The following is a 26,013-nucleotide window of genomic DNA, read 5'->3' as shown; positions in this document are numbered from 1 at the left end:
GACAGAGAGCGTGAGTGTTGCGACTCTCGGGTGATGTCGATATTGAGGTCCTCTCGCCCGTCACGAACTTCCAGAACGTACTGCATTCGTGGGTCTTCGACGTTCGGCGACGGTGTCGGCGTGTATGAGTAGGTCCATGTCGTTTGCTCCCCCGCCGCGACGTCCAGCCAGATGTCCGTAACCGAGATTGGGATACTGCCCTACTAATCCTGTGACGTCAGATGGATTGTTAGTTCAGAGTCGCCAGTGATACTGATCCAGACATCCCGCTCGTCGTCATCGACCTCCCAGTTGTACACTTCTCCCTCCCCAGATGGGAACCTCACTTCAACCTCGTATGTCCCACGTGTCTCGACAACGTCGTCGAATATCTGGCCCCCATGCTGCGGGAGTGGGCCAACAGTGACCTGTTTAGCGAAGACCACCTCATGATCATCTCGGACTGTCACCTCTATCGTTTGTTCTGTGGATGCATGATTCCGGACAATGATGTCGTATGGATCACCATCGAACCCATCTGCTGTGCCTGACGATTCAGAGTCTGGCTGATCGCTACTCCCAGTGATTCTCCCCACGCAGCCGCTCAAGAGCGCGATTCCTGTTCCTCCGGAGCAGAGGACCGCACGCCGGGACCAAGGGCGATTCATAACAACAATTTATTTCTGACTGAGATATGCTTTCGGGGCACCGTGACCTGACTCGCTGTTATACTCGCGGCACAAGTCTAACAGCTACGTCACCGCCAACCGATACGAAAGAAACGGTGAGAGATACCTCGAGGAGCGGCGCGAGGCACACTTGACGAAGCGTTCGTTCGTCGCTCGAACGATTGTCCTTTGGAGTAACTGATGATGTGGAGAAACCGCGGCCGTCAGTAGCTGAGAGTCCCGTTTTGTAGCTACGGGCTGAGAGGGATTTGAACCCTCGGCCGTCTGGTTAAGAGCCAGATGCTCTGCCTGGCTGAGCTATCAGCCCTCGCCTCGATATCGACTACCGGCGAACGACTCATATACGTTTCCTTCTCGCCGCGGACAGCGACTCCCTGACACCATTAATAGCAGTCGTTAAGAAATTATCTCACCACTAATATTCAACTAAACTTCCTGTTAGCTATCGACCCATAGTTCGATTGACGTGACGTGATGGACACCACCTCGGAACTACTCGATGCGCTCAGCGACCCCCGGAGGCGTCGCGTCGTCTACGCGCTCGCCGACTCGGAGGACAGACTCTCCGTCGACGACCTCGCGCAGATCGTCGCCGACAACGAGACGGGACGGGCCGACCCGGCGCGGGTCGACCGGATTCACCTGACGCTCGTCCACAACCATCTCAGACGCCTCGCGGACGCCGGATTCCTCCAGTACGACGAGGAACGCGAGACCGTCGCGGCCACGAGCACCTCCCCGGAGGTCGAGACACTCGTGGACGCCGTCCGCACTCTCGATGCGACCACGTGACACGGTTGACGGGGGGCCACAAGCGATTTATCGGCACGGGTCGACCCACATCCTGCGGGAGCACGACGGTCGCGTGGGGAATCACGGCGACCGTCGAGTTCGGACGAAGCCGTTCACGGGTGGACGCCGGCAAAGCGCCGGCATTCGGTTTCCGACGCATGGCACGTGGGGCCCCCGAACGCCGGGCGGTCCATCGCTCCCTCATCCGTTCTCGGTGACGACCGGTCGGAGAGAGGAGACTTTAGTATGCGCCAATCGGATGTAGGGTAACATGAGTACCGCCATCACGATGGCGTCGATGTCTACCTACGCGATTCTCGGGTGTGGCAGCGTCGGTCACGCCGTCGCGGAGGAACTCGAGGACGAGGGCAAGGACGTCCTCATCATCGACATGGACGAGGGTCGCGTCGAGGCGCTCCGCGACCAGGACATGGACGCCCGCGCGGCCGACATCCGTGACGCCAGTGTGGCGGACACGGTGTCCGACCGGGACGTCATCCTCATCCTCTCCTCGGACGTGGGGGCCAACGAGGCGGCCGTCGAGAACATCCGCGACCGGGGCGGCGAGCAGTTCATCGTCGCGCGCGCGTCCGACCCCGTCTCCGCGGACGACCTCTCGGACATCGGCGCGGACGTCGTCATCAACCCCTCGGCGGTCATCGCCGACTCCGCGCTCCGCGCGCTGGAGACGGGGGAACTGGAGTTCAAGACCGGCAAACTCGCCGAGGTCATCGACGGCACCGGGACGCGACTCGCCATCCTCACATCCCCGAGTCCGAGTCCCGACTCCATCGCCAGCGCCGTCGCCCTCCAGGCCATCGCCCGCTCGCGCGACGTCGAGGCCGACATCGTCTACGAGGGGGAAATCGGCATCCAGGAGAACCGCGCGTTCGTCAACCTGCTGGGTATCGACCTGCTCTCGCGGTCGGACGTTGAACTCGACCAGTACGACACCATCGCGCTGGTCGACCACTCGCAGGCCGCCGAGGCCACCGTCGACCGACCTGTCGACGTGTACATCGACCACGCCGAACCCGAAATCGAGTACGACGCTCGTTTCGAGGACATCCGTCCGAACATCGCCTCCTCCTCGACCATCCTCACGAAGTACATCCAGGAGTTCGACATCAAGCTCTCCGAACAGGTCGCCACCGCCCTCCTCTACGGCATCCGCGCCGAGACGCTCGACTTCAAGCGCGACACGACGCCCGCCGACCTCACCGCCGCCGCCTACCTCTACCCGTTCGTCAACCACGACACCTTAGAACAGGTCGAGTCGCCGTCGATGAGCCCCGAGACGCTCGACGTCCTCGCGGAGGCCATCCGCAACCGCGAGGTGCAGGGCTCGCACCTCGTCTCGAACGCCGGGTTCGTCCGCGACCGGGACGCCCTCGCGCAGGCCGCCCAGCACCTCCTCAACCTCGAGGGCATCACCACCACCGCCGTCTTCGCCATCACCGAGGACACCATCTACCTCGCCGCCCGGTCGAAGGACATCCGCATGAACATCGGGGGCGTCCTCGAGGACGCCTTCGGCGACATCGGCGAGGCGAAGGGCCACTCCACCGACGCCACCGTCGAGATCCCCCTCGGCATCTTCACCGGCATCGAGACGAACGAGGAGAACCGCGATACGCTCCTCCAGTTGACCGAGGAGGCCGTTCGCCGCAAACTGTTCAACGCGATGGGCGTCGAGACGAGCGACGGGAACGGCAACTGACCACCTCCGACGACCCCGTCGGGAGACAACGATTCTCACGAATCCCATCCGCGGAGCGAACGCTCGACGCACGACTCGCCACGCGACCGACCACTGGTAAGAAGTCCGACGATTTCCCGGCGGCCTCGCCCGCAACACCTGCCGCTAAGTCACGGGTCGGACTACCCCGGGTATGGCAGACGACACCCTCGACCCCGGCCTCGAACACGTCATCGCCGCGGAGACGCGCCTCTCGCACATCGACGGCGAGGCGGGCGAACTGGTCGTCGCCGGGTACCCCCTCGCGGAACTCGCGGGCCACGCGACGTTCGAGGAGACGGTCTTCCTCCTCCGGAACGACCGCCTCCCCACCGAGTCCGAACTCGACGCCCTCCGCGACGACCTGCGCGCCCATCGGGACGTCCCCGAAGTCACCCGTGAACTGCTCCGCGAGGCCGCCGAGCGCGGGAACGGCGCGATGGACGCCGTCCGGATGGGCGCGGCGAGTGCGAGTCTCGTCCGCGAGACGGACGACCCCGAGCGCGACGCCCTCCTCGCCGTCGCCCAGTTTCCCACCATCGTCGGGACCTACTGGCGCTACCGGCAGGGCGAGGACCCACTCGCCCCCCGCGAGGACCTGGGCCACGCCGCGAACTACCTCTACCTGCTGACCGGCGAGGTTCCCGACGAGGCGCGGGTCAGGGGGCTGGAGACGTACCTGAACACGGTCTGTGACCACGGGCTGAACGCCTCGACGTTCGCCGCCCGGGCCATCGTCTCGACGGAGACGGACGTGCTGTCGGCGGTCACGGGCGCGGTCGGCGCGCTGAAGGGGCCGCTCCACGGCGGCGCACCCGGCCCCGTCCTCGACATGCTCCGCGAGGTCCACGAGTCGGGCGACGCCGTGACGTGGGTCCGGGAGGCGCTCTCCTCCGGCCAGCGCCTGATGGGCTTCGGCCACCGCGTCTACGAGGTGCGGGACCCCCGCGCCGCCGTCCTGTCGACGGCCGCCGAGCGACTCTTCGAGGACCGACCGGACGCGGACCTGTTCGAGACGGCCCGGGAGACGGAGCGAGTCGCGGTGGACCTCCTGGAAGAGCACAAGCCGGGGCGACAGCTGGAGACCAACGTCGAGTTCTACACCGCCGTCCTCCTGTGCGGCGTCGGCGTCCCGCAGGAACTGTTCACCGCGACGTTCGGCGTCGCCCGGGTCGCCGGGTGGACGGCCCACTGCCTCGAACAGTTGGCGAACAACCGCATCGTCCGCCCCCGCTCGCGGTACGTCGGGGAGCGAGGGCGAACGTGGGCGGCACTCGAAGCCCGATAGTTACGCGAGCGCCGTCGGCGCGAGCGGCCGAGGCACCCCCGAAGGGGGTGTCGACGGCTTTTCGTCGAGGGTTTGCCAGCGACCGAGCACGGCGAGGGAGCGCAGCAAACGGTCGCGCGGTACGTCGGGGAGCGAGGGCGAACGTGGGCGGCACTCGAAGATCGGTAATTACGCGAGCGCCGTCGGCGCGAGCGGCGGGGCCGTAGTCGAAACCCGCTACCCGATCCGGACCCGGAGGGGGACGCCGTCCGGTCCGGTCGCCTCGATACCGTCGTCGGTGTCCCGGACGGACGTCTCCGCGCCGAGTCGCGTCCCGACCGCGTCGAGGGTCGTCCGGTCCGGGACGACGAGTTCGAGCCACGCGAGTCCCCGCCCGGAGAGCGGGTCGGTCCGGCCGTTCCAGGTGTTGAGCCCGAGGTGGTGGTGGTAGCCGCCAGCCGCGAGGAACAGCACCGAGCGGTCGTCGGTCTGTCGCACCCGCAACCCGAGCGCGTCGACGTAGAACGCGCGGGCCGCGGCCAACGAGGAGACCTCCAGGTGCACGTGCCCCACCGTCGTTCCCTCCGGAGCGACCCTGTCGCCGGTGCTCGCCGCCCGGAGGTCGTCGAGCGCGAGGCGGTCGCTCCCCATCCGGACCCGACCGTCGGGACCGATGGGCCAGACCTCCTTCGGACGGTCGTGGTACAGTTCGACGCCGTTGCCCTCCGGGTCCGTACAGTAGACCGCCTCGCTCACGCCGTGGTCGGACGCGCCGTCGAGTCGCCAGTCCGCCTCGACCCGTTCGAGAGCCGCACCCAGCGAGCCACGCGTGGGGAAGAGAAACGCCGTGTGGAACAACCCCGTCTCGCTCGCGCCGCGCAGGGCCGCCCCGGGGTCGGCGAACAGTTCGAGCAACGGGGTGTCGTCCGCGCCAAGGACGGCGCGCTCCGCGGTCCGACGCTGGACGGAGAGGCCGACGCGGCCCTCGTAGAAGTCGGTCATCTCGTCAAGGTCGTTCACGCGGAGGGCGACGCGACCGATGCGGGTGGTGGCAGGGAGCGTGTCGGTCCGGTCCTCCATGCGACCCGTTGGCTCGACCGGAAGGTAACGCTACTGGACGCGGCGGGACACCCGCGGCGGACGTTCGGGAGTGGCTACGCCGCCGCCTCCTCCTCGGGCTGTTTCATCCGCTCGATGATGTCGTTGATGAGGATGACGTCGCCGACGGCCCGCACCCAGCGGTACGGGATGATGACGCCGCGGGCGCCGCGGGCGCGGTCACGGAACAGTTCGTCGTTGAGGTCCGCGAGGGCGAGCCCCGTCACGGTCTCGGTGTCGAGGTCGAGACGGAGGTCCTCGACCTGGCCGACGAACACGCCATTGTTCGAGTAGACTTCCCGGCCGACGAGCGACGTGATCTCCTGGGGCGTCTGGTCCATACCGGGGCCGTGGGGCGGGGGGGTATTAACCCTTGATGGACCGACGCATTCGACTCACGGGAGCGGTATCGGGTCGGCGTCCGCCCAGACCGACTCGAACAGCGACTCGACCCACAGGACGGCCTCCGGGTCGTCGTTCCTGACGAACGCCCGCAGGCCGTCGTCGCCGTATATCGCGAGGCCGACGACCCGGTGGTCGCCGCGCCGGTGTATCTTCAGTCCGAACTGGGGGGTGGCCGTCGACTCCCGCAGGGTGACCCGACCCGTCGAGAGGACGTCGTCCATGGTCTCCGCGTACTTCGAGAGGAGTCGCCGGAGCGCCGATGGGGGGAGGACGAGCGACACCGACGACCCGGCCGTGATTCCCTCCCGGTAGACGTCGACGAACTGGTCGGAGACGCCGACGACGGTCCCCCGGGTCTCCTCGGCCCACCGGACGAGGTCACAGATGGCCTCGGTGGGTCGCTGCGGCGCGGTCGGGTCCGGTCGGATCACGTCCGCGCCCGAGAAGACGGCGGGATCGAGCGGGACGTCCCCGGGGAACGACGAGAGCAGGTCCGAGACCTCACAGACCCCGGAGAGTTGCGTCTCGAACCGGTCGTAGGCCTCGAGGGCGACCCGACCGCAGAGCGTCACCCGGTAGCCCTCGGGGGTGCGCTCTACGAACTCCATGTGTTCCAGGTCCCTGAGCCCCCGGTCGACGGTCGACCGCGAGACGCCGAGTGCCGACTGGACGGCCGCCTTGGTGGTCGGTCCCTCGTCGAGCGCGCGGAGCATCGGGGCCCGCTGACCGAGCAGGTCGAGTGCGTCCCCCGGCTCTCGGTGCTCCATCTGGCTGTACCAGTCGGCGGACGCACAAGAATCCTGTGCCGTATCGAAGGGTGAGATATAAACTAGGGAAGGAGTTATGTATCAGTACTGTTGCCCCGAACGGCACATCAGGGGGTGAACTGATAATGGTTCACGCCGAACAGTCGTATTGCCGGAAGCCTCTGACAGCCCGGCAACGCGCACTACTGTGCGCACCCGTCGTCGGCTCTGCCCGAACCGACGGCATCTCTCGAGGGGTGACTCCCCTCGCCACTCATCGACATCACCCGACGAGCGGCCGCCACCCCTCCCCGCCCGCGGCGTCGGTTGTGCCCTCCCCGTGCACGAATACACGACCGTTTATGCTCGTCGAGGGAGTATCGTCGGCCATGACCGAAGCCGACGACGAACTCGACGCGATACGGGAGGAGAAGCGGAAACGGCTCGTCGAAGCACAGTCAGTAGCGTCTTCCCCTGCGGAACCCATCCACGTCGACGGGGCAGACCACCTCGCGGAACTCGTCGGGCAGCACGACGTCGTGCTGGTTGATTACTACGCGGACTGGTGTGGACCGTGCAAGATGCTCGAACCGACCGTCGAGTCGCTGGCCGCCGACAGCGCCGCCGCCGTCCTCAAGGTGGACATCGACGCGAACCAGGCGCTCGCCCAGCAACAGGGCGTCCGGGGCGTCCCCACCCTGCAACTGTACGCGGGTGGCGAACTGGTCGAACGCCTGGTGGGCGTCCAAGACGAGGGGACGTTGCGGTCGCTCGTCGACCAGCACGCGTAAAAATCGGCCGTTCGGGGGACCGTTCTACAGGGCGTCGACGACGTTCAGGAAGCCCGCGCCGTAGTAGGCCTTGTCGTAGCCCTCGGGGACTTCTGCGGCCCGCTTGAGGGCGCTCTCGACCTGGTTCGCGTCGTACGACGAGTTCGCGCTCTTGACGAGGGCGGCGGCCCCCGCGACGTTGGGCGCGGCCATCGAGGTGCCGGCCTTCCAGCCATATCCGCCGGGGACGGTGCTCAGCACGAGGTCGTTGAACCAGTTCACTCCCGTCTCGATAGCACTCAGGTCGGCGTCGCCGCCGGGCGCGCCGAGGGTGATGGCGTTCGTGCCGTAGTTGGTGTAGAAGGCGGGACTCTGGGGTGGTGCTTCGAGGCCGTCTTCGCCCCACATGAACCCGATGGGACCCGTCGCGGACACCGACACCGCCTGCGCGCCCTCGTTGGGCAGGCTGATGAAGTTCAGGTCGTGTTGCAGGTCGGCGGAGTCGTTGCCGGCGGAGATGACCAGCAGGGTGCCCTCCTCGTTGGCGTAGGTCATCGTGCTGTTGAGCACCTCGCCGTAGAAGCTCCCCAGGCCCTGTCGCGGGACGGGATACGCCCCGAGGCTCAGGTTCGCCACGTCGGCGTCGATTTCGGCGGAGTAGACGATGGCGGCGAGGATGTCGGCGAACGACGCGCCGGGGTCCGCCGAGAACACTCGGCAGTCGACGAGGTCCGTCTCGGGCGCGGTCCCGACGATACCTGTCTCGTTGTCCAATGCACCGACGATACCCGCGACGTGGGTACCGTGGTCGCCGCCGGCAGGCACGCCTGCCCCCTCGCCGTCGCCGGTGAAGTTTCTCGAGAGTTCGGTGTTCACCTCGAGGTCCTCGTGGCTCGCATCGACACCCGAGTCGATGATGGCGACGCGCGTCCCCGCGCCCTTCGTGGTCTCCCACGCCGTCGTCACGTCGAGGGCCTGCTTGTCCCACTGGAGGTGATACAGGGGCTCGTCGGCAACACCGGCGTCCGCAACCGTCGGTGCCTCGCGGTTCACGTCGGGGTCCGCGAGCGTGAGGCGCAGGTCGGGCGCGACAGTCCCCAGTTTCTCCGCGTCGGACTTCGTCCCCTCGACGACGGCCAGACCGACCGCGCTCAGGTCGTGGACGACGTCGACGCCCTCGGGGTCCCTATCGTCCTTCAGGTCGACGATGAACCGGTCCGTGCTCTCCTGTGCGAGGACGGTGCCGCTCGTCGCGAACATTCCGCCGAGTGCCGCGCCGCTCACCTTCAGAAACGTCCGCCGATTGTGGGTTGGCATCGTACTTACCAAGCGACACCAACATATAAATGTTAAATTTATAATTCATCGGTCGTAGTTATATATCCGATTTCGATAGAGTTTCGAAGGCCGCAGACTTACGAGTGTTCACGGACTACCGGCGGACAATGGTCGAATTCGTGACGTTGCTGGCGCTCGGAGTTGGTATCTTCCTCCTGTTGGGAAACGCGTTCTTCGTCGTCTCTGAGTTCGCGATGACCCGGGTCCGTCAGTTCCCTGAGTCGGAGTTCCGAGGGACGCCGGGGCTCGAGCGGGCCTGGGAGATGACCGAACAGCTAGAGATATATCTCTCGGGCTGTCAGGTCGGCATCACCATCTGTTCGGTCGGGCTCGGCTACGTCGCGGAACCGGCGCTCGCGGCCCTCATCGACCCGGCAGTGAAGGCCGTTGGACTGAGTGGCTTGCTCGGTGGAGGCGGCGAGGGGGGACACACGCTCCTGTCGGTGATACTCGCGCTCGTCGTCATCAACCTCTTTCACATCGTCGTCGGGGAGCAGGCACCCACCTACCTCGGCGTCGAACGGACCAAGTTGGTCTGTAAGTACTGTGCGTGGCCGCTCTACCTCTGGGGGAAGGTGATGTATCCCGCCATCGCGCTCTCCGACCGCATCGCGAAGGCCCTCCTCGGACTGTTCGGTGTGACCATCGAGCGCTCGTGGGCTGACGAGGAGGCGGAAGGAGAGGGCAGTGGGACCACCCCCGGCGAGGTGCGCCGGCAGATGGGCGAACGACTCTCGGGACTCGGACTCACGCAGGAGCGCCGGGAGGAAGTGCTCGCGGCCATCGACATCGACTTCGTGTCGGTCAACGATATCATGATTCCCACCGAGGACATCGTCGCCCTCCGGGCTGGCGATTCCTTCGAGGAGAACCTCGAGCGCATGTCCACGTCGCCACACTCCCGGTTCCCGCTCATCGGGGACTCACTGTCGGACTTCCGGGGCGTCGTCTACGCTCCCGCCGTGTTGCGCGAACTAGACGCGCTCCGGGAGGGCGGGACGACGTTGGAGGACATCGCCGCCCCGCCGATGACCGTCGAGGCGGCCGAAGACGTGGCCGACCTCATCGACCGCTTCCAAGAGGAGGCACAGGAGCTCGCGCTAGTGACAGGCGGTGAGCCGGACGACGACGAGTCCGTCGAGGACCCGGACGCCGACTCCGACGAACTCGTCGGTCTCGTGACCGCGACCGACTGCTTCGAGGCCATCACGGGGGAACTGGAAGACCCCCTCGACCGTGCGGAGACGACGGCCGGCGGGTCGGCGGGGGCCGACCGACGTGGGTCGTCTACGCCCACCACGTCCGGAGACGACTGACGAACACCGACGGTCGTTCCCGCGGCGGCCAGTGCGCGCAGTCTTCGAACACTTCGAGGGTCCCCTCGGGTAGTCGGGCGGCGGCCTGCCGCGCGACCGACACCGGAACCACCTCGTCCGCCGCGCCGTGGACGAGCAGCGTCGGTACCTCGAACCCGGCGAGGCGGTTCGTGTAGTCCGTCCGATAGCCACCCCAGGTCACCTCGTGGCGTCGCCACCGCCGGAAGGCGAACCCCGGGTCGGGTCGCTGGAGGAGGTCGTACACCTCGGCCACGACGGCGTCGTCGAGTTCGCCCGGGTCGACGACCACGTTGCCGAGACTCGCTCGCGTGATACCCTTGCTCCGGGAGAGCAGCGCCAGCGCCGCCTTGTTAGGTACGTCGGTCCGCGAGAGGAGGTAGGTCAGTTTCCCGCCCGGGACGGGCGCGCCGAGGCCGTGACTGTCCACGAGGACGAGTCGTTCGACCCGGTCCGGGTGGTCGAGCGCGTAGCCGAGGGCGACGCCCCCGCCCATCGAGAGGCCGACCGGGACGACCCGGTCCAGCGAGAGGGCGTCGACGAATCCGCCGAAGCGCTCGACGTGTGCGGCGGTCGAGTACGCGGCGTCCTCGGGGCGGTCGCTCTCCCCGTAGCCGAGTTGGTCGAGCGCGAGAACGCGCCGTCCCAGCGTCGTCGCCAACTCGTCGAGGACGCCACCCCACGAGACGTGCGCGGCGTCGATGACGGCCCCGTGGAGGCAGACGAGCGGTGGGTCGTCCCCGCTTCCGTCGGTTCCGGTAGCGTCGCGCCCGTCGCTCTCGATGTAGTGGAGGGTGTCGCCACCGACCCGTACCGTGCCGTGGTCCATAGACGTACGTGCGTCGGCCGATGGTTAGCGGTTCCGGCGCGGTCGCTCGTCGAGTGAGAGTGCGGGGCAGGGGAACCCCGCGTGTGACACTACGGAGCTACGGGAGCTCCACCGGCCGTACCGTTTCGGTACTCTTAAGTCTATGCGGCTTAAGCGGCGTTAAGCACTGCCTACGGATTAGTTTCCGAACACGATGCGGGGAATCTGTCGCTCAGAGAACATCTGTCCACTACCCGGACAGCGCGAGCATCCGGTCGACGTCCGCCCCGTCAGTGAGGAGTTCTCGCATCCGTTCGACCGTGCGGGCGTCCCGCGCCCGCCCCGACCGGACGACGTCCTCGCAGCGTTCGACGGTGGTGATGGTGTCCGACTGGACGAGGACGACCGGGACGCCGGCCTCCTCCGCCCGTCCGAGGACGGCGCCCGGCGGTTCGAACCCGCCCGTGAGGACGAGACACTTGATTCCGGGGGCGTCGAGCGCCGCCGAGTGAATCTCGGGGCGGTCGCCGCCCGTGATGACCGCCGCGTCGCGCGTCCGCCGGAACTGCGTGAGGGCGTCGTCGGCGCTCATCGCGCCCACGGTGAACCGCTCGACGAAGGCGTCGGTCGGCGCGTCGGTGGTCAGCACCCGCCCGCCCAGTTCCGACGCCAGGTCCGCCACGGTCACCCCCGCGAGTTCGCGGACCCGCGGTATCGCACCGAACACCGGGATTCCCTCGCCCTCGAGGAAGGGGATGGCGTCCGCCCTGAGGCCGTCGAGTGCGGCGTCCGGAACGGCGTTGAACAGGACGCCCGCCAGTCGGTCCCCGAGGTGCCGGGCCGCCGAGAGCACCGCGTCGGCGTCCGTCGGGTCCTCGTAGCGAGCGACGAGGACCGCCCTCGCGTCCAGCAGGTCGGCCACGTCGGCGTCCGTGAGGCCCGCGACCCCACCCGTCGCGAACGACCCGCCCCCCTCGACGACCATCAGGTCGTGGTCGGCCGAGAGCGCGTCGTACCGGTCCCGGATGCGGTCGCGGAGCGCCGCCGGGTCCTCGCGCCCGCGCATGACCTGTTCGACGAACGTCCGCGAGTAGACGACCGGTTCGAGGTCCGCCATCCCGGCGTCGAGGCCCAACACCTCGCGGGCGACGAGGGGGTCCTCGTCCAGCGTCTTGCCGACGGCGCTCTGGAGGCGCGTCCCCTTCGGCTTCATGTAGCCGACCGACCGGCCCCGTTCGCGGGCGACCAGCGCCAGCGCCAGCGCCACGGCCGTCTTGCCTGTGCTCTCGTCCGTCGCGGTGATGAGAATCGGGTTCATAGCTCCTCCGGGTCGATGGTCAGGCGCACGTCCACGGCGCACGCGCCCTCGGGGGTGACGACGAGGGGGTTGACGTCCAGTTCGAGAATCGCGGGGAAGTCCGTCACCAGTTGCGAGAGGCGCTGGAGCGTCTCCACGACCGCTCCCTCGTCGACCGGGTCGCGCCCCCGCGCCCCGCGCAGGAGCGGCGCGGCCCGGATGTCGTCCAGCATCTCGGTCGCCTCCCGCTCGCTGATGGGCGCGACTCGAACCGTCGTGTCCTCGAGCACCTCGACGAACACCCCGCCGAGGCCGAACAGGACGAGCGGGCCGAACTGCGGGTCGCGGTTCGCCCCGACGATGGTCTCGACGCCCGCCGAGAGGTCCAGCAGTTCCTGCACCTGTACGCCCAGCAGCGTCGCGTCCGGCTGGTAGTTGCGCGCCCGCGTCACGAGGTCCTCGTAGGCGTCGTACACCTCCCGGTTGGGGACGCCGACGCGCACCCCGCCGATGTCCGACTTGTGGAGGATGTCCGGCGAGACGATCTTCATGACGACGTCGCCCTCGATTTCCTCCGCGGCCTCCAGTGCCTCGTGGGGCGAGGTGACCACCTCGCCCGCGGGCGTCGGGATGCCGTAGGCGGAGAGCAACCCCATCGCCTCCACGCCGAGGCGGGTCTCGCCCCGGTCGGCGGCCTCCTGAAGGACCTCGCGGGCAGCCTCGCGGTCCACGTCGAACGTCGTCGGGGACTCGTACTCCCGCGCTCTGACGGCCGCGTACTCGCGGAGGGCGTCGAGGCTCCGCACCGCGCGCGCCGGGTCGAAGTACGCCGGGACGCCCGCCTCGTTCAGGATTCGGGTCGCCTCGCGCGTCGAGTCGCCGCCCATGAGGCAGACGGCGACGGGTTTCCCCGCCTCCGCCGCCTTTGCCACGACTTCGTCGGCCAGTTCCTCGAACGTGAGGACGGCCACGGGACAGGCGATGACGGCGAGGGAATCGACGTTCGGGTCCGCGAGCGCCGCCTCGATGGCCGCACCGAACCGTTCGACGGGCGCGTCGCCGATGACGTCCACCGGGTTGTAGACGTTCGCCGCCTCGGGGAGCACCTCGCGGAAGCGGTCGAGCGTCTCGTCGGTGAACGAGGCCAGCGAGAGGCCGGAGTCGCCGACGGCGTCGGTCGCCATCACGCCCGGCCCGCCCGCGTTGGTCACGACGGCCACCGACTCTCCTCCGGGGAGCGGTTGGCCCGCCAGTGCCTCCGCGGTGTCGAACAGTTCCTCGACCGTCTCGGCGCGGAGGACGCCCGCCTGCTCCAGTCCGGCCTCGTAGGCCGCCTCGCTGCCCGCGATGGTGCCCGTGTGCGAGGCGGCGGCGTGTGCGCCCGCCTCCGTCCGTCCCGACTTGACGACGACCACGGGCGTCTCGGCAGTGACCTCGCGGGCGGTGTCGACGAACGCCCGCCCGTCGGTGATCCCCTCCAGATAGCCGAGGACGACCGACGTGTCGGGGTCGGAACCCCACGCCTCGACGAAGTCGCGTTCGTCAAGGACCGCCTTGTTGCCGAGCGAGACCACGTCGCGAAAGCCCAGTCCGCGGTCGTTCGCCCAGTCGAGGACGGCGGTGACGAACGCCCCCGACTGGCTCATGAAGGAGACGTCGCCCGGGAGCGCCATGTCCGGGCCGAAGGTGGCGTTCAGCCCCGACCCGGTCGAGAGGACGCCGAGGCTGTTCGGCCCGACCAGCGCGAGGTCGTACTCCCGAGCGACCTCGCGCAACTCGCGCTCCCGGCGTGCGCCCTCGCTCCCCGTCTCGCCGAACCCGGCGGTGACGACGACGACGTGGCCGATGCCCGCCTCGCCGGCCTGCCGGACCACGTCGACCGCCACCGCCACGGGGACGACGACGACGGCGAGGTCGATTTTCCCCGGTACACTGGCCACGTCCGGGTACGCACGCTCGCCGAACACCGTCTCCGTGTTCGGGTTCACCGGCACCGTCTCGCCCGCGAACGAGTCGAGCATGTTGTGCGTCACCGCGCGGCCGACCGACCCCTCGCGTTCGGTCGCGCCGACGACGCACACCCGGTCCGGGTCGAACAGCGCGTCGAGTCGTGTCTCCATCCGTCACCGGGGATTCGCGCGCGCGGGCGAAGTACGTGACGGCGAGTCGAGGGGGTTCGATAACAACGCACCGACGTTCGATAGCAGGAGTTATTATTTACTGAATATATATTATTATCACGGTGTCCCTCCTACACTCGCCGTTCGGTCCTCGCCGGGACGGCCGGCCTCGCGCTCGGATCCCTCGCCATCGCTCTCTTCGGGGTGAGCGCGCTCGTCGACAAGACCACGCTTCCCGACCGGGCACGGACCCTACTCCGTGAAGTCCGCGACGGTCGCCCCTGAGAGGTCCCGGAGGGCGTCGGGGTCGATGGGGAAGACGGCCTCCGGGGTGCCGGCGGCGGCCCACACCGTCTCGAAGTCGGTGAGCGTCTCGTCCATGTAGACGGGCACGGCCGCGTCGTGACAGAACGGCGGGACGCCGCCGATGGACCAGCCCACCGTCTCGCGGATGTCCCCCGCGTCGGCCATCCCCACGGAGTCGGCCGGGCCCCCGACGAGGTCGGCGACCCGCGTCATGTCCACCCGGTTCGCGCCGCTGGTGACACAGACGACGAGGGAGCCGTCGGCGTCGACGACGATGCTGCTCGCTATCTGGGCGACGTCACAGCCGACGGCGGCCGCGGCGTCGGCCGCGGTCTTCGTCCCGTCGTCGAACTCCGTGACCTCGGGGGTGAACTCGTAGCGCTCGGTCGCGCGGGCGGCGAACTCCTCGGCACGCGGGTGCATGGAACCCCCTGTGAACGGCCGCCCCATAGCGGTTCTGGTGGCCGGAGCGGGGTGGTTCAAACGGCTCTCTGTTGCTACCGAAGGGGTATTTCCGTACGGTCACTCCCTGCAGGTATGAAGCGACGTAGCTTCCTGACCACGCTGGCAGCGGGGACGACGATGGCCGTGGCGGGCTGTACCGCCGGCCCGAGCGACGACGGCGCGGGGGGGACCGACCCCAACGACTCGAACGACTCGAACGACTCGAACGGCACGGACGGCGCCTCGGGTGCCGCCGTGAACCTGCTGAACACCGACTTCGAGGTCGTCTCGCAGGACTGCGGACAGGGGACCAACGACTCCGACGTGGCCTACGGCGAGAGCAGCGTCACCGTCGAGGGCGTCGTGAGCGGGTCCGACACCTGCTACACCGCCCGCCTGCAGGACGCGACGTACGACGCCGACGCGGACACGCTCACCGTCGCCGTCGAGTCCTACGTCCCCGAGGAGAACGAGGGACAGGCCTGCGCGCAGTGCATCGTCGACATCCAGTACACCGCCACCGCTGACTTCGAGGGCGGCTTGCCGGCGAAAGTCGTCGTGACCCACGGCGGCGAGGAGGTCGCCTCCGCCGAGAAGTAACGGACCGGACCGACGGGTTGGGGACGGTCCCACACCGGTTTTTACCCGCCGGGCGAGTCACGGACGTCATGCTCGACGTCCCGACCCCCGACCGACGAGTCGACGGCGGTGACCCGCCGTGACGCGCGTCGCCGCCGTCCAGGCCCGCGTCGAGGACCTCGACGTGAACGCGAACCTCGCGCACCTCCGGGAGCGCTGTGCCGGCCTCCCCGATGACGTCTCCGTGGCCCTGTTCCCCGAACACTTCCTGACGGGGTACGCCGCCGACGCCCGGATCGAGGACGCGGCGCTCGACGCTGACGGGCGCGAACTCGGCGCGGTGCGGGAGGTGGCGACGGCCGAGGGACAGGACCTGCTCGTCGGGTTCGTCGAACGGGACGGCGAGACGCTCTACAACGCCGCGGCGTACGTGACCGACACGGGAACGACGGTCTACCGCAAGCGCCACCTCTGGGGGAGCGAGCGCGCCCTGCTCACCCCCGGCGAGAAGCGCGTCGTCGTCGAGACGCCCGTGGGACGGACGGGCCTGCTCACCTGTTACGACCTCAACTTCGTCGGCGAGAGCGCCGCCTTCACCGAGGAGCGCGTCGACGCCCTGTTCGTCGTCGGGGCGTGGCCCGCCGCCCACGGGTCGAACTGGCGACTGCTCGCTCGCGCCCGCGCGCTCGACGGCGTCCGCTGGGTCGTGGCCGTGGGCCGCACCGGGAAGCGGACGGTCGGTGACGAGCGCGTGGCGTACAACGGCCGCTCGCTCGTAGTGAACCCGAACGGCCGCGTCGCCCACGCTCTCGACCGGCGACCCCGCGATCTCGTCGCGACGCTGGATCCCGCCCTCCTCGCGGAGGACCGTCGAGCCGTCGGGATTTTCCTCGAAGCGAGCGAATCGAATGCCAATCGGTAACTCGACTTTTCGAAACACGAAGAAAGCTTCCTGGGAGGCCAACGTTTAAGTGGAGAGCGCCCGATATTCGAAACGAGATGAGCACCCAAGAAGAACACGAGGTCCGTCAGCACGCCGACGAGATGGAGGAGAACGCGCTGCGCATCGACACCGACCGCGCAGAGCAGATCGTCGACGCGCTGAACACCGACCTCGCCAACGCGTACGTCCTGTACCACCAGCTGAAGAAGCACCACTGGAACGTCGAGGGTGCCGAGTTCCGCGACCTCCACCTGTTCCTCGAGGAGGCCTACGAGCACCTCGAGGAGGGCGCGGACATCATCGCCGAGCGAGCACAGGCCATCGGCGGCGTCCCCGTCGCCGGCCCGGCCAACCAGCAGGAGCGCGCCACCATCGAGTTCGAGGGAGAGGACGTCTACGACATCCGCACCTCGCTCGAGAACGACCTCGAGGCCTACGGCGACATCATCGAAGGCATGCGCGACCACATCGAACTCGCGGCCAACCTCGGCGACTACGCGACCGAGGAGATCCTCCGCGAGATCCTCGTCGATGTCGAGGAGGACGCCCACCACATCGAGCACTACCTCGAAGACGACACCCTCGTCCTCGAGGAAGCGACGCACTGAGCGGGCGCTCGACGACCGATTCTCACCGCTTTTTCACGCCGCGGAGCCACCGCTCCGCCGTCGAGGAGAGCGAAGCGCCGTGAGGAGACTACCGTTCGAGGTCGACGACCGTGTCCGTCGCTATCCAGCGGTCCCGGTTGCCTGTCTCGGTGAAGACGGTCCGGTCGGGGGAGGGGTGGTGTGCGGTCACGGGCCGGTCGGCCTCGTCTGGGTTACGCGCCGGGGCGTCCATCGTCGGATTAGGCGAGCCTAAAGCGCAAAAGGGTTTTGGTCCACCTAGACAGTGCCGGTTCGCCCGCTCAGAGGGGGAGCCAGTCCGTCTCGATGTCCTCCTCGCGGAGATGCCAGCGCTGTTCGACGGCGACGGGTCCGTGGAGGTCGACGGCGTGTTCGTCGACCTCCCGGTCGACGGCGCGCACCTCGACGGTGGCGTCGAACAGGTCGGCGAAGCGTTCGACGGCCTCGCTGTCCGCTGAGGCGGGGAGGTGGACGTGGCACATCCCGCCGCGCGAGCGCGTCTCCTCGACCACCGAGGCGAGGAACGTCCGCACCTCCGCCTCGCCGTGTCCGTCGACCAGCGCGCGCAGGGAGTCCACGCAGACGCGCAACTCGGCGGGCGCGAGGTCGCCTGCCTCCCGTTCGAAGGACTCGACGGCGGCGACGACCTCCCGGCGGAGCGTCTCCAGGTCGCTCGAGACGGACGACGACCCCGTCGCGGCGCTTGTGGCCCCGCGCGTCGTGGGGCGGCGGTCGATAACCTGCAGCGTGGTCTGGTCGCCACCGTCAGTGCGCGCGCCCGCGCCGGGCACGCCGTCGGTCAGAACGACCAGCCTGCGCCGGTCACTGGAGGCGGCGTCGCCGAGCAGGCGGCGACAGACCCCGACGTGGGTCTCGCTACAGGCAGCACCCACCACGAGGAGACCGCTACCGCGACGCTTCAACCCTGCGAGCGCCTGTGCGAACACACCGGACCGGGAGTTCGTTGCCATTCCTATTCTTTCGGTACGTCCGTGGTAGTATACAATAAGGATTGTGGCATCGAACTCACCTGTCGAACATCGTGAACGCCGATAGGCGTTTGCCGTCCCCACCCGAACCGGGGCCATGAGCGACGGGTCCACCGACGACGACCTCCGGCACCTGCTCGACGACCTCTCGACCACGCTCGACGCGCTCCGCGGGGAACTCGACGACCGGGACCGGGACGGTCGCGAACGGTCGCGCCACAGTCGCGCGCGCCGCACCCCCAGCGTCGCGCCACCCCGACCCGGGCGGTTCCTCCGGTTCACCGAGGAGTACACCATCCCGACGCTCGTCTCCTTCCTCGAGGCGAACATCCGCGCGCTCGAACTCCTGCAGGGGCTCCTCGGCATCCTCAACGGGAGCGACGACTCCCGCGTCGAGCGCCGGCAGTTCGAGGCGCTCGGCGGCCGGACCATGGACCAACTCGACGGTGTCCTGACCGACCTCCAGGACGCACTGGATGGCCAGCCGACGGACCCGGACGCCCGCGACTTGCTCGAAGACGCCCGCGCGCTCCGCCGCGAGATAGACGACCGCATCGCGGGCCGCGACCTGACCCGGCGCGAGGAGCGTGGGGGACGCGCAGGGGGACGCGACCGGGGGGGTCGTCGGTCCCGCCGCGACGGCGGCCCGGTGAGCATCGACGTGGCCGACGCGGGCGACACGACCGAGCGACCCGAACGCGAGGACGAGGACGCCCCCCGCGACGACGAGGTGGACGTCGACGCCGAACTCGACGCCATCCGCCGGGAGGTCCACGACGGCGAGGCGGACGCTGGCGGCGTGGAACGAGGGGAGAGTGGGGACGGAGACGGAGACGAGGACCGAGAGGACTGACTACTCGACGGGTTCGAAGCGGAACCCGTCCCACTCCTGACTCGCCGGTTCGCGGATGCCCGCGCCCGGTTCGCGCAGTTCCTCGACGTACACCGGGCGGACCTCGTCGCCGATGTCGACGCCGTCGGTGGTGAGTTGTCCGAGCGCGCGGACCGGTTCGCCCTCCACGTCGAACTCGACGATGGCGAGGTGGTTCGGGGCGCGCACGCCGGGCGGTGTCGCGGTACTCGTCGTCCACGTCACGACGGTGGCGGTGTACTCCGAGAGGTCCACCGTCTCCACGGGTTCCGACCCGTCGGGACCGACCGGGTGGCCGGGGTAGCTCAGACTGCCGTCCGCGTAGCGGGTCGCCTCCATCGCGTTCTCGCCGTTCTCGTCGTGGCTCATCAGTTGGCCTCCATGATGGTGGTGATGACGCAGTTGCCGAACCCGCCGACGTTACAGCAGAGGCCGACCTCCGCGTCGACCTGCCGGGCACCGGCCTCGCCCATCAGTTGCTCGTATATCTCCACGCCCTGTGCGACGCCCGAGGCTCCGAGGGGGTGGCCCTTGCTCTTCAGGCCGCCCGAGGTGTTGATGGGCAACTCGCCGTCGCGTTCGGTGACGCCCTCCTCGATGGCCTCCCACGCGTGACCCTTCTCGAAGAAGCCGAGCCCCTCGCTCTGGAGGAACTCGAGGATGGTGAACATGTCGTGGAGTTCGGCCACGTCGATGTCCTCGGGCCCGTAGCCGGACATCTGGTAGGCCTGTTCCCCGCTCTCGACGACGCCGCCCATCGTCGTGGGGTCCGCACGCTCGTGGACGACGTGGGTGTCCGTCGCGCCGCCGACGCCCGACAGACGCACGTAGTCGTCGGTGTACTCCTCGGCCACCTCGACGGGACAGAACATGAGCGCGGCGCTCCCGTCGGTGATGGGACAGAAGTCGTAGAGGCGAAGCGGGTCGGCAACGATGGGCGACTCCAGTGCCGTCTCCAGCGTAATCTCCTTCTGGAACTGCGCCTTGGGGTTGTCGACGCCGTTCTTGTGGTTTTTGACAGCCACCTTCCCCAGACTCTCGCGGGGGGCGTCGAACGTATCGAGGTAGAGGCGGGCGGTCAGCCCCGCGAAACTCGGGAGGGTGACGCCGTGTTTGTACTCGACGGGGTGCGTGATGGAGGCGATGACGTCCGTCGCCTCGCCCGTCGTCCGGTGGGTCATCTTCTCGCCGCCGACGAGCAGGGTCATGTCGCTGGCACCGCTGGCGACCGACTGCCACGCGGCGTACATCCCCGCGCCCCCCGACGAAGACGTCTGGTCGACGCGCTGTGCGTACGCCGGGAGCACCCCGAGGTCGTGGGCGAGGGCGTTCATCACGCCCGTCATACCCTCGAACTCGCCGCTGGCCATGTTCGAGACGAGGAGGTGGTCGACCTCGTGGGGGGCGACGTCAGCGTCGTCGAGACACTCCATGCCCGCCTGCGCGAGGAGGTCCATCACCCACTCCCCCTCGCGCTTGCCGAACTTCGTCATCGACGCGCCGATCACTGCCACGTCTGTCATCTGTCGGCCCTCATACCGCGGTGTTGCTAACGCGGGCGAGTTAAGTGTTCGCGGCTGTCTGATTCTCGACCAGTTCCGGACGCCGGCTACCAGCGACGCGTCCGCCCGGCCATCTTCCACTCCTCGCCCCGGTCGACCCGCCGCGGGAGGTCACCCCTCGAACGCGCGCCGTACCGACCCGCGAGCGACCACTTGTTGGCCTGCCGGGGACCGCCCCCTGCCGCCGCGGCCGCCACCAACTGGTCGTTGAGGTGGGCACCGATGGCACAGGCGAGGGCCGCCGCCTCGCCGCGCGTCGCGTCGTCGGGGATGGTCAACCGGACGTCGCCCGCCCCGGTGGACAGGTCGACGGTCGTGGTCGTCCCCTCGTCGTCCGTCCGTTGACTGTCGCCCCCCATGTCAGAGCGGGATGTTGCCGTGGTCCTTCGCGGGCGTCTCGGCGCGCTTGCGTTCGAGGAGGTCGAGGTCCTCGACGAGGCGCGTGCGGGTGGTCTCCGGTTCGACGACGTCGTCGATGTACCCCCGCTGGGCGGGCTTGTACGGGTTGGCGAACTCCTCGCGGTACTCGTCCATCAACTCCTGTCGCCGCGCCTCGGGGTCGTCGGCGTTCTGGAGTTCCTTCCGGTAGAGGATGTTCACCGCGCCGCGCGGGCCGAGGACGGCCATCTCCGCGCCGGGCCACGCGTAGTTGAGGTCAGCGCCGAGTTCCTTCGACCCCATGACGATGTACGCGCCGCCGTAGGCCTTGCGCGTCACGACGGTCAGCAGGGGGACGGTGGCCTCGGCGTAGGCGTAGATGAGTTTCGCGCCGTGGCGGATGATGCCGTTGTGCTCCTGGTCGGTCCCCGGCATGAACCCCGGCGTGTCCACGAGGGTGATGACCGGGACGTTGAACGAGTCGCAGGTGCGGACGAACCGTGCCGTCTTCTCGCTGGCCTCGATGTCGATGGTGCCCGCGTTCGCGCGTGGCTGGTTGGCGACGATTCCCACGGGACGGCCGTCCATGTGGGCGAAGCCGACGACCATGCTGCGCGCCCACGAGCCGTGAACCTCGAGGAACGACCCCGTGTCGACGAGTTCGTCGACGACGTCCACGACGTCGTAGGGCTTCTTCGCCTCGTCCGGGACGATGTCGCGGAGGCCGTCACACGACCGCTTGGGGTCGTCGTACGGTTCGGCCCGCGGCGGGTCCTCGAGGTGGTTCGACGGGAGGAAGGCGAGGAGGTCCGCGACGGAGTCCAGCGCCGTCTCCTCGCCGGGACAGGCCATGTGGGCCACCCCGGAGGTGCCGGCGTGGGTCCCCGCCCCGCCGAGTTCCTCCTTCGATATCTGCTCGCCGGTGACCGTCTCGATGACGTCCGGCCCCGTTATCATCATGTGGCTGGTGTCCTCCACCATCAGGGTGAAGTCGGTGAGGGCGGGCGAGTACGTCGCCCCGCCCGCACACGGCCCCATGATGGCCGAAATCTGTGGGATGAGGCCCGACGCCTTCGTGTTCCGGCGGAAGATGCGCGCGAACCCGACCAGCGAGTCCACGCCCTCCTGGATGCGCGCGCCGCCGGAGTCGTTCAGGCCGACGACGGGCACGCCGTTCTCGATGGCCTTGTCCATGGCCTTGCAGACCTTGTCGGCGACCACCTCCCCGACGGACCCGCCGAGGACGGTGAAGTCGTGGGCGAAGACGTACACCGGCCGGCCGTCCACCTCCCCCCGCCCGGTGACGACGGCGTCGCCGGGGTAGGTCTTCTCGGCCATGTCGAAGTTCGTCGACTGGTGTTCGACGAAGGTGTCGAGTTCGCGGAACGTACCGTCGTCGAGGAAGTAGTCGATGCGCTCGCGGGCGGTCATCTTGCCCAGCGAGTGCTGGCGGTCGATTCGGTCCTCCCCGCCGCCGAGGTGGGCGGCCTCGCGGCGACGACGCAGCTCCTCGACGGGGTCCTCCTCCGACGCCGTCTGCTGTGCGTCCCCGCTCATCTCACCACTCCATGCCGCCGTTGACGCCGAGGATCTGCCCGGTCATGTAGCTGGACTCCTTACTGGCGAGGAACCGCACGATACCACTGACGTCGTCGACGGTGGCGAACCGGCCGAGGGGAATGCGCTCGATGATCTTCTCCTGGACGCGGTCGGGGACCACTTCGAGCATGTCCGTCTCGACGAACCCGGGCGCGACGCAGTTGGCGGTCGACCCGGAGCGGGCCATCTCGAGGGCGATGGTCCGCGTGAACCCGAAGAGGCCGGACTTGGTGGTCGCGTAGTTGGCCTGCCCGTAGTTGCCCTGCTGGCCCACCACCGACGAGATGTTGATGAGACGGCCCTCGTCGGCGTCCTTCAGGTCCTCGAAGAACACCTTGGTGCAGTTGTAGACACCCCCGAGGTTCACGTCCATCACCCGGTCCCAGTCCTCGCGGGTCATGTTCGCGAACGTCTTGTCGATGGTCAGGCCCGCGTTGTTCACGAGGACGTCCGGCGCGCCGAAGGCGTCGTGGGTCGCCTCGCCCATCGAGGCGACGGCGTCGAAGTCCGCGACGTCTGCCTGCACCGCGATGGCTCGCCCGCCCGCGGCCTCGATCTCGTCGACGACTTCGTGGGCTTCCGATTCGGACGAACGGTAGTTCACGACGACGTTCGCCCCGTTGCTCCCTAGTTCTGTGGCGATACCCCGACCGATGCCGCGCGAGGCACCGGTCACGACGCAGGTCTGTTCTTCGAGGATCATGGTTACAGGTAGTCCGTGGATACGAGGACCGTCGGGTCGCGACCCGCACCGGCGGGACGATTTCGTTTCGACGCATCCGGGGCCGGCGATAAATCGTTACCCATCCGGGCGACGACAGACCCGACGTCGCCGGTGGCGACGACCCGTCGTTCCGGCACCAACTGTCGACACATACCACACCTCTCGACGCGCCCCGGGGCCTTAACGGTGTGTCACGACTCCACCCACCACGAGGCGACGGACGCATTGCGACACATATTTTTAGGTGGCCCTAAACACATCGGACGAGCGAATGTCCGCCGACACCTGCGTCATCGTCCCGACAATCCGGGAGTTCGAGTGCGTCCGCGAGTACGTGGAGAACGCCCGCGAGTACGGCCACGCCGACCGACTGCACTTCGTCCTCGTCACGGAGGACTTCTGTGACACCGACGCGATGCGCGCGATGCTCGACGACCTCGACGTCGTCGGCGAGGTGTTCGACGGGTCCCGCCGCGAGGCGTGGTACGAGGCGCAGGGAATCGAGGAGTTCTCCCACCTCGTCCCCGCCGCCAGCCACGCCGAGACGAGTTTCGGCCTGCTCTACCTCTGGGCGCACCCCGAGTTCGACTTCGGCGTCTTCATCGACGACGACACCCTCCCCCACGAGACGGACTTCTTCGGTCGACACTACCGCAACCTCGCCTACGAGGGCGAGGTGGCCGCCGTCGAGAGCGACGAACGGTGGGTGAACGTCCTCTACCAGAACTTCGACGACCACGGCCTCTACCCCCGCGGCTACCCGTACAGCGCGATGGACGAGACGGTCGAGGTGGGCACCGAAGCGGTGGAGCGAGTCGTCGCCTCGCAGGGTCTCTGGACGAACGTGCCCGACCTCGACGCCGTGCGCATCCTGATGGACGGCGACCTGCGGGGACAGGCCCGGACCCGGACCACGCGCGAGGACTACGGCGAGGAGTTCGTCGCCGTCCGGGGCCAGTACCTCACGGTGTGTTCGATGAACCTCGCGTTCCGCCGCGAGGTGGTCCCCGCGTTCTACCAGTTGCCGATGGACGACAACCCGTGGGACGTGGGCCGCTTCGACGACATCTGGTCGGGCGTCTTCCTCAAGCGCGCCTGCGACATCGTCGGCACGCAGATTCTCAACGGCTACCCGCTCTGTGAGCACAACAAGGCCCCGCGCTCGACGTTCGACGACCTGAACAACGAGGTTCCGGCGCTGGAACTCAACGAACACGTCTGGGAGGTCGTCGACGACGCCGGGGAGGACACCGACTCCTACGGCGAGGCGTTCGCCGCCATGGCCGACGCCCTCGTCACCCACGAGAACGACTACAACAACAGCGAGTTCCTCACCTTCGTCGGCGAACACATGCGCGAGTGGCTGGACTGCCTGGACGCCCTCGGGACCGAACCGGTCCGGGCCGCGCCCGCCCCCGCGGACGACTGAGACGGCAGGGAACCAGCAGCTATAAGTGTTTTAGGCGAGCCTAAACGATCAATGAGCGACAACGGCCACCGGCGGCGCCGGGTGCTTCAGGCGGTAGGAGCAGTCGGCACTGCCGGACTCGCGGGCTGTCTCGACGTGTTCGGCGGTGGCGGTGACAACCAGACCTTCCAGCCGGGCCAGATCGGGTCGGGTCGCGGCGGCGACTACGTCCCCGCGGGGACGCCCATGGAGGCGATGCCGGACCTCTCGGGGACCATCGACGTCTACTCGGGGCGCGGACAGGCCCTCGTCGGTCGCCTGTTCGACTACCTCCACGAGCAGTACCCCGACCTGACCATCAACCCGCGGTACGAGGACTCCATCACGCTCGTCAACAAGATACGGGAAGAGGGGTCGAACAGCCCCGCGGACGTCTTCTACTCGGTCAACGCGGGGTCGCTGGGCGCACTCGCGGAGGCGGGCCGGACCGCGACGCTCCCCGACGACGTTCTCGGCCTCGCGAAAGAGGAGTTCCGCGACCCGGAGGGCGAGTGGACGGGCACCTCCGGGCGCGCGCGGACCATCCCGTACAACACCGACACGTTCGGCGAGGGGGACATCCCCGACGACATCTTCGCGTTCCCCGAGGCCTCCCGGTTCGACGACGCGATGGGCTGGGCACCCTCCTACGGGTCGTTCCAGGCGTTCGTCACCGCGATGCGCGTCCTCAACGGACGTGAGAAGACCAAGCAGTGGCTCCAGGGGATGCTCGACTCGGGCGTCCAGGAGTACGCCGACGAGTTCGCCATCGCGCAGGCGGTGGCCGACGGCGAGATTCAGGCCGGGTTCGCGAACCACTACTACATCCAGCGGGTCCTCGACGCGCGCCCCGACGCCCCCCTCGCGACGGCGTTCACGACGAACGACGCGGGCGCGGTGTTCAACGTCGCGGGCGCGGCGGTCGTGGACACGGCAAACGACACCGACATGGCCGCGAACTTCGTCCGCCACCTCCTCTCGGCGGAGGCACAGGAGTACTTCATCACCCAGACCTACGAGTACCCGGTCATCCCGGAGGCACAGCCGATCGGCGACCTGCCGCCCGTCGAGGAGTTGAGCCCGCCGCCGGAACTCGACCTCTCGCAACTGGCGGACTACGGGCCGACCATCGAACTCCTGCGGGAGGTCGGTATCACCGTCTGA

At 68.2% G+C, this 26,013-nt stretch carries 27 protein-coding genes and 1 tRNA gene; 11 read left to right on the top strand and 17 right to left on the bottom strand.

Going from position 1 to position 26,013, the window contains the following annotated elements; all coding sequences use genetic code 11:
• Positions 1 to 203: 203 nt before the first annotated feature.
• Entirely contained in the window at positions 204 to 647 is a 444-nt protein-coding gene (locus tag NKG96_RS08555; protein WP_254534503.1) for an Ig-like domain-containing protein, read from the bottom strand.
• 254 nt (positions 648 to 901) lie between these two features.
• Positions 902 to 975 (bottom strand) — tRNA-Lys (locus NKG96_RS08550).
• A 167-nt stretch (positions 976 to 1,142) separates the two neighbouring features.
• Between NKG96_RS08550 and NKG96_RS08545 the strand changes: the two genes are divergently transcribed.
• From NKG96_RS08545 to NKG96_RS08535, 3 genes are all read left to right on the top strand, one after another.
• On the top strand, positions 1,143 to 1,460 hold the full coding sequence (locus NKG96_RS08545; protein ID WP_254534502.1) for a DUF7344 domain-containing protein: 318 nt from the start codon (positions 1,143 to 1,145) through the stop codon (positions 1,458 to 1,460).
• 271 nt (positions 1,461 to 1,731) lie between these two features.
• The gene (locus tag NKG96_RS08540) at positions 1,732 to 3,180 is read left to right on the top strand and encodes a DHH family phosphoesterase (protein WP_254534500.1); all 1,449 of its coding nucleotides are present in this window, start codon (positions 1,732 to 1,734) and stop codon (positions 3,178 to 3,180) included.
• Positions 3,181 to 3,352: 172 nt separating this feature from the next.
• Positions 3,353 to 4,486: a citrate synthase/methylcitrate synthase gene (locus tag NKG96_RS08535; protein WP_254534499.1), complete on the top strand. Its 1,134-nt coding sequence runs from the start codon at positions 3,353 to 3,355 to the stop codon at positions 4,484 to 4,486.
• A gap of 216 nt (positions 4,487 to 4,702) precedes the next feature.
• Here the strand turns inward: NKG96_RS08535 and NKG96_RS08530 are convergent, their stop codons facing one another.
• The 3 genes from NKG96_RS08530 to NKG96_RS08520 all read right to left on the bottom strand — a co-directional run bounded on the left by NKG96_RS08530 (position 4,703) and on the right by NKG96_RS08520 (position 6,735).
• A complete protein-coding gene (locus NKG96_RS08530; protein WP_254534498.1) occupies positions 4,703 to 5,545 on the bottom strand; it encodes a VOC family protein in 843 nt (280 codons plus the stop codon).
• Positions 5,546 to 5,619: 74 nt separating this feature from the next.
• Complete coding sequence (locus tag NKG96_RS08525; RefSeq protein ID WP_254534497.1) at positions 5,620 to 5,904, bottom strand: PRC-barrel domain-containing protein; 285 nt, start codon at positions 5,902 to 5,904, stop codon at positions 5,620 to 5,622.
• Between the two features lie 54 nt (positions 5,905 to 5,958).
• Complete coding sequence (locus tag NKG96_RS08520; protein WP_254534495.1) at positions 5,959 to 6,735, bottom strand: helix-turn-helix transcriptional regulator; 777 nt, start codon at positions 6,733 to 6,735, stop codon at positions 5,959 to 5,961.
• Between the two features lie 368 nt (positions 6,736 to 7,103).
• On the opposite strand from NKG96_RS08520, the gene NKG96_RS08515 reads away from it, so the two are divergent.
• The gene (locus NKG96_RS08515) at positions 7,104 to 7,505 is read left to right on the top strand and encodes a thioredoxin family protein (protein ID WP_254534494.1); all 402 of its coding nucleotides are present in this window, start codon (positions 7,104 to 7,106) and stop codon (positions 7,503 to 7,505) included.
• Between the two features lie 24 nt (positions 7,506 to 7,529).
• Here the strand turns inward: NKG96_RS08515 and NKG96_RS08510 are convergent, their stop codons facing one another.
• Positions 7,530 to 8,801: a S8 family serine peptidase gene (locus tag NKG96_RS08510; protein WP_254534493.1), complete on the bottom strand. Its 1,272-nt coding sequence runs from the start codon at positions 8,799 to 8,801 to the stop codon at positions 7,530 to 7,532.
• Between the two features lie 128 nt (positions 8,802 to 8,929).
• Here NKG96_RS08510 and NKG96_RS08505 point away from each other — a divergent pair, with 128 nt between their 5' ends.
• Positions 8,930 to 10,138 carry a CNNM domain-containing protein gene (locus NKG96_RS08505; protein WP_254534492.1) on the top strand — a complete coding sequence of 403 codons (1,209 nt, stop codon included), beginning with the start codon at positions 8,930 to 8,932 and terminating at the stop codon, positions 10,136 to 10,138.
• Here NKG96_RS08505 and NKG96_RS08500 read toward each other — a convergent pair.
• The 4 genes from NKG96_RS08500 to NKG96_RS08485 all read right to left on the bottom strand — a co-directional run bounded on the left by NKG96_RS08500 (position 10,110) and on the right by NKG96_RS08485 (position 15,110).
• Positions 10,110 to 10,985, bottom strand: coding sequence for an alpha/beta fold hydrolase (locus tag NKG96_RS08500; protein WP_254534491.1), 876 nt, complete (start codon positions 10,983 to 10,985; stop codon positions 10,110 to 10,112). The genes NKG96_RS08505 and NKG96_RS08500 overlap by 29 nt on opposite strands.
• A 229-nt stretch (positions 10,986 to 11,214) precedes the next feature.
• On the bottom strand, positions 11,215 to 12,282 hold the full coding sequence (locus tag NKG96_RS08495) for a phosphotransacetylase family protein (protein WP_254534490.1): 1,068 nt from the start codon (positions 12,280 to 12,282) through the stop codon (positions 11,215 to 11,217).
• Positions 12,279 to 14,381 (bottom strand): acetate--CoA ligase family protein, encoded by a 2,103-nt coding sequence (locus tag NKG96_RS08490; protein ID WP_254538103.1) that lies wholly within the window; start codon positions 14,379 to 14,381, stop codon positions 12,279 to 12,281. The genes NKG96_RS08495 and NKG96_RS08490 overlap by 4 nt, the downstream gene beginning before the upstream one ends.
• A 252-nt stretch (positions 14,382 to 14,633) precedes the next feature.
• Positions 14,634 to 15,110 (bottom strand): YbaK/EbsC family protein, encoded by a 477-nt coding sequence (locus tag NKG96_RS08485; protein ID WP_254538102.1) that lies wholly within the window; start codon positions 15,108 to 15,110, stop codon positions 14,634 to 14,636.
• A gap of 114 nt (positions 15,111 to 15,224) precedes the next feature.
• On the opposite strand from NKG96_RS08485, the gene NKG96_RS08480 reads away from it, so the two are divergent.
• The 3 genes from NKG96_RS08480 to dpsA all read left to right on the top strand — a co-directional run bounded on the left by NKG96_RS08480 (position 15,225) and on the right by dpsA (position 17,261).
• Entirely contained in the window at positions 15,225 to 15,731 is a 507-nt protein-coding gene (locus NKG96_RS08480) for a hypothetical protein (protein WP_254538101.1), read from the top strand.
• A 118-nt stretch (positions 15,732 to 15,849) separates the two neighbouring features.
• The gene (locus tag NKG96_RS08475; RefSeq protein ID WP_254538100.1) at positions 15,850 to 16,632 is read left to right on the top strand and encodes a carbon-nitrogen hydrolase family protein; all 783 of its coding nucleotides are present in this window, start codon (positions 15,850 to 15,852) and stop codon (positions 16,630 to 16,632) included.
• A 77-nt stretch (positions 16,633 to 16,709) separates the two neighbouring features.
• The gene (gene dpsA / locus NKG96_RS08470; RefSeq protein WP_254538099.1) at positions 16,710 to 17,261 is read left to right on the top strand and encodes a DNA starvation/stationary phase protection protein DpsA; all 552 of its coding nucleotides are present in this window, start codon (positions 16,710 to 16,712) and stop codon (positions 17,259 to 17,261) included.
• 88 nt (positions 17,262 to 17,349) lie between these two features.
• Here the strand turns inward: dpsA and NKG96_RS08465 are convergent, their stop codons facing one another.
• Complete coding sequence (locus tag NKG96_RS08465; RefSeq protein ID WP_254538098.1) at positions 17,350 to 17,493, bottom strand: hypothetical protein; 144 nt, start codon at positions 17,491 to 17,493, stop codon at positions 17,350 to 17,352.
• A gap of 67 nt (positions 17,494 to 17,560) precedes the next feature.
• Positions 17,561 to 18,250, bottom strand: coding sequence for a DUF7504 family protein (locus tag NKG96_RS08460; RefSeq protein ID WP_254538097.1), 690 nt, complete (start codon positions 18,248 to 18,250; stop codon positions 17,561 to 17,563).
• A gap of 115 nt (positions 18,251 to 18,365) precedes the next feature.
• Between NKG96_RS08460 and NKG96_RS08455 the strand changes: the two genes are divergently transcribed.
• Positions 18,366 to 19,121 carry a DUF7547 family protein gene (locus tag NKG96_RS08455; protein WP_254538096.1) on the top strand — a complete coding sequence of 252 codons (756 nt, stop codon included), beginning with the start codon at positions 18,366 to 18,368 and terminating at the stop codon, positions 19,119 to 19,121.
• Here the strand turns inward: NKG96_RS08455 and NKG96_RS08450 are convergent, their stop codons facing one another.
• From NKG96_RS08450 to NKG96_RS08430, 5 genes are all read right to left on the bottom strand, one after another.
• Positions 19,122 to 19,508, bottom strand: coding sequence for a Zn-ribbon domain-containing OB-fold protein (locus tag NKG96_RS08450; RefSeq protein ID WP_254538095.1), 387 nt, complete (start codon positions 19,506 to 19,508; stop codon positions 19,122 to 19,124). It lies immediately after the preceding gene.
• Positions 19,508 to 20,662, bottom strand: a complete 1,155-nt coding sequence (locus NKG96_RS08445; RefSeq protein WP_254538094.1) for a thiolase family protein — start codon at positions 20,660 to 20,662, stop codon at positions 19,508 to 19,510. Before NKG96_RS08445 ends, NKG96_RS08450 begins: the two co-directional genes overlap by 1 nt.
• A gap of 86 nt (positions 20,663 to 20,748) precedes the next feature.
• The gene (locus NKG96_RS08440; RefSeq protein WP_254538178.1) at positions 20,749 to 21,060 is read right to left on the bottom strand and encodes a DUF8022 family protein; all 312 of its coding nucleotides are present in this window, start codon (positions 21,058 to 21,060) and stop codon (positions 20,749 to 20,751) included.
• 1 nt (position 21,061) lies between these two features.
• Entirely contained in the window at positions 21,062 to 22,636 is a 1,575-nt protein-coding gene (locus NKG96_RS08435) for an acyl-CoA carboxylase subunit beta (protein ID WP_254538093.1), read from the bottom strand.
• Position 22,637: 1 nt separating this feature from the next.
• The gene (locus tag NKG96_RS08430) at positions 22,638 to 23,381 is read right to left on the bottom strand and encodes a beta-ketoacyl-ACP reductase (RefSeq protein WP_254538092.1); all 744 of its coding nucleotides are present in this window, start codon (positions 23,379 to 23,381) and stop codon (positions 22,638 to 22,640) included.
• Between the two features lie 292 nt (positions 23,382 to 23,673).
• Here NKG96_RS08430 and NKG96_RS08425 point away from each other — a divergent pair, with 292 nt between their 5' ends.
• Together NKG96_RS08425 and NKG96_RS08420 are read left to right on the top strand one after the other, a co-directional pair.
• Positions 23,674 to 24,831 carry an alpha-1 4-glucan-protein synthase gene (locus tag NKG96_RS08425; protein ID WP_254538091.1) on the top strand — a complete coding sequence of 386 codons (1,158 nt, stop codon included), beginning with the start codon at positions 23,674 to 23,676 and terminating at the stop codon, positions 24,829 to 24,831.
• Positions 24,832 to 24,882: 51 nt separating this feature from the next.
• Positions 24,883 to 26,013 (top strand): extracellular solute-binding protein, encoded by a 1,131-nt coding sequence (locus NKG96_RS08420; protein WP_254538090.1) that lies wholly within the window; start codon positions 24,883 to 24,885, stop codon positions 26,011 to 26,013.

The organism is Halomarina litorea (assembly GCF_024227715.1).
GTDB lineage: Archaea > Halobacteriota > Halobacteria > Halobacteriales > Haloarculaceae > Halomarina > Halomarina litorea.
Note: the sequence above shows the minus strand (reverse complement) of the source record. Positions and strands in the feature narration are given on the sequence as shown.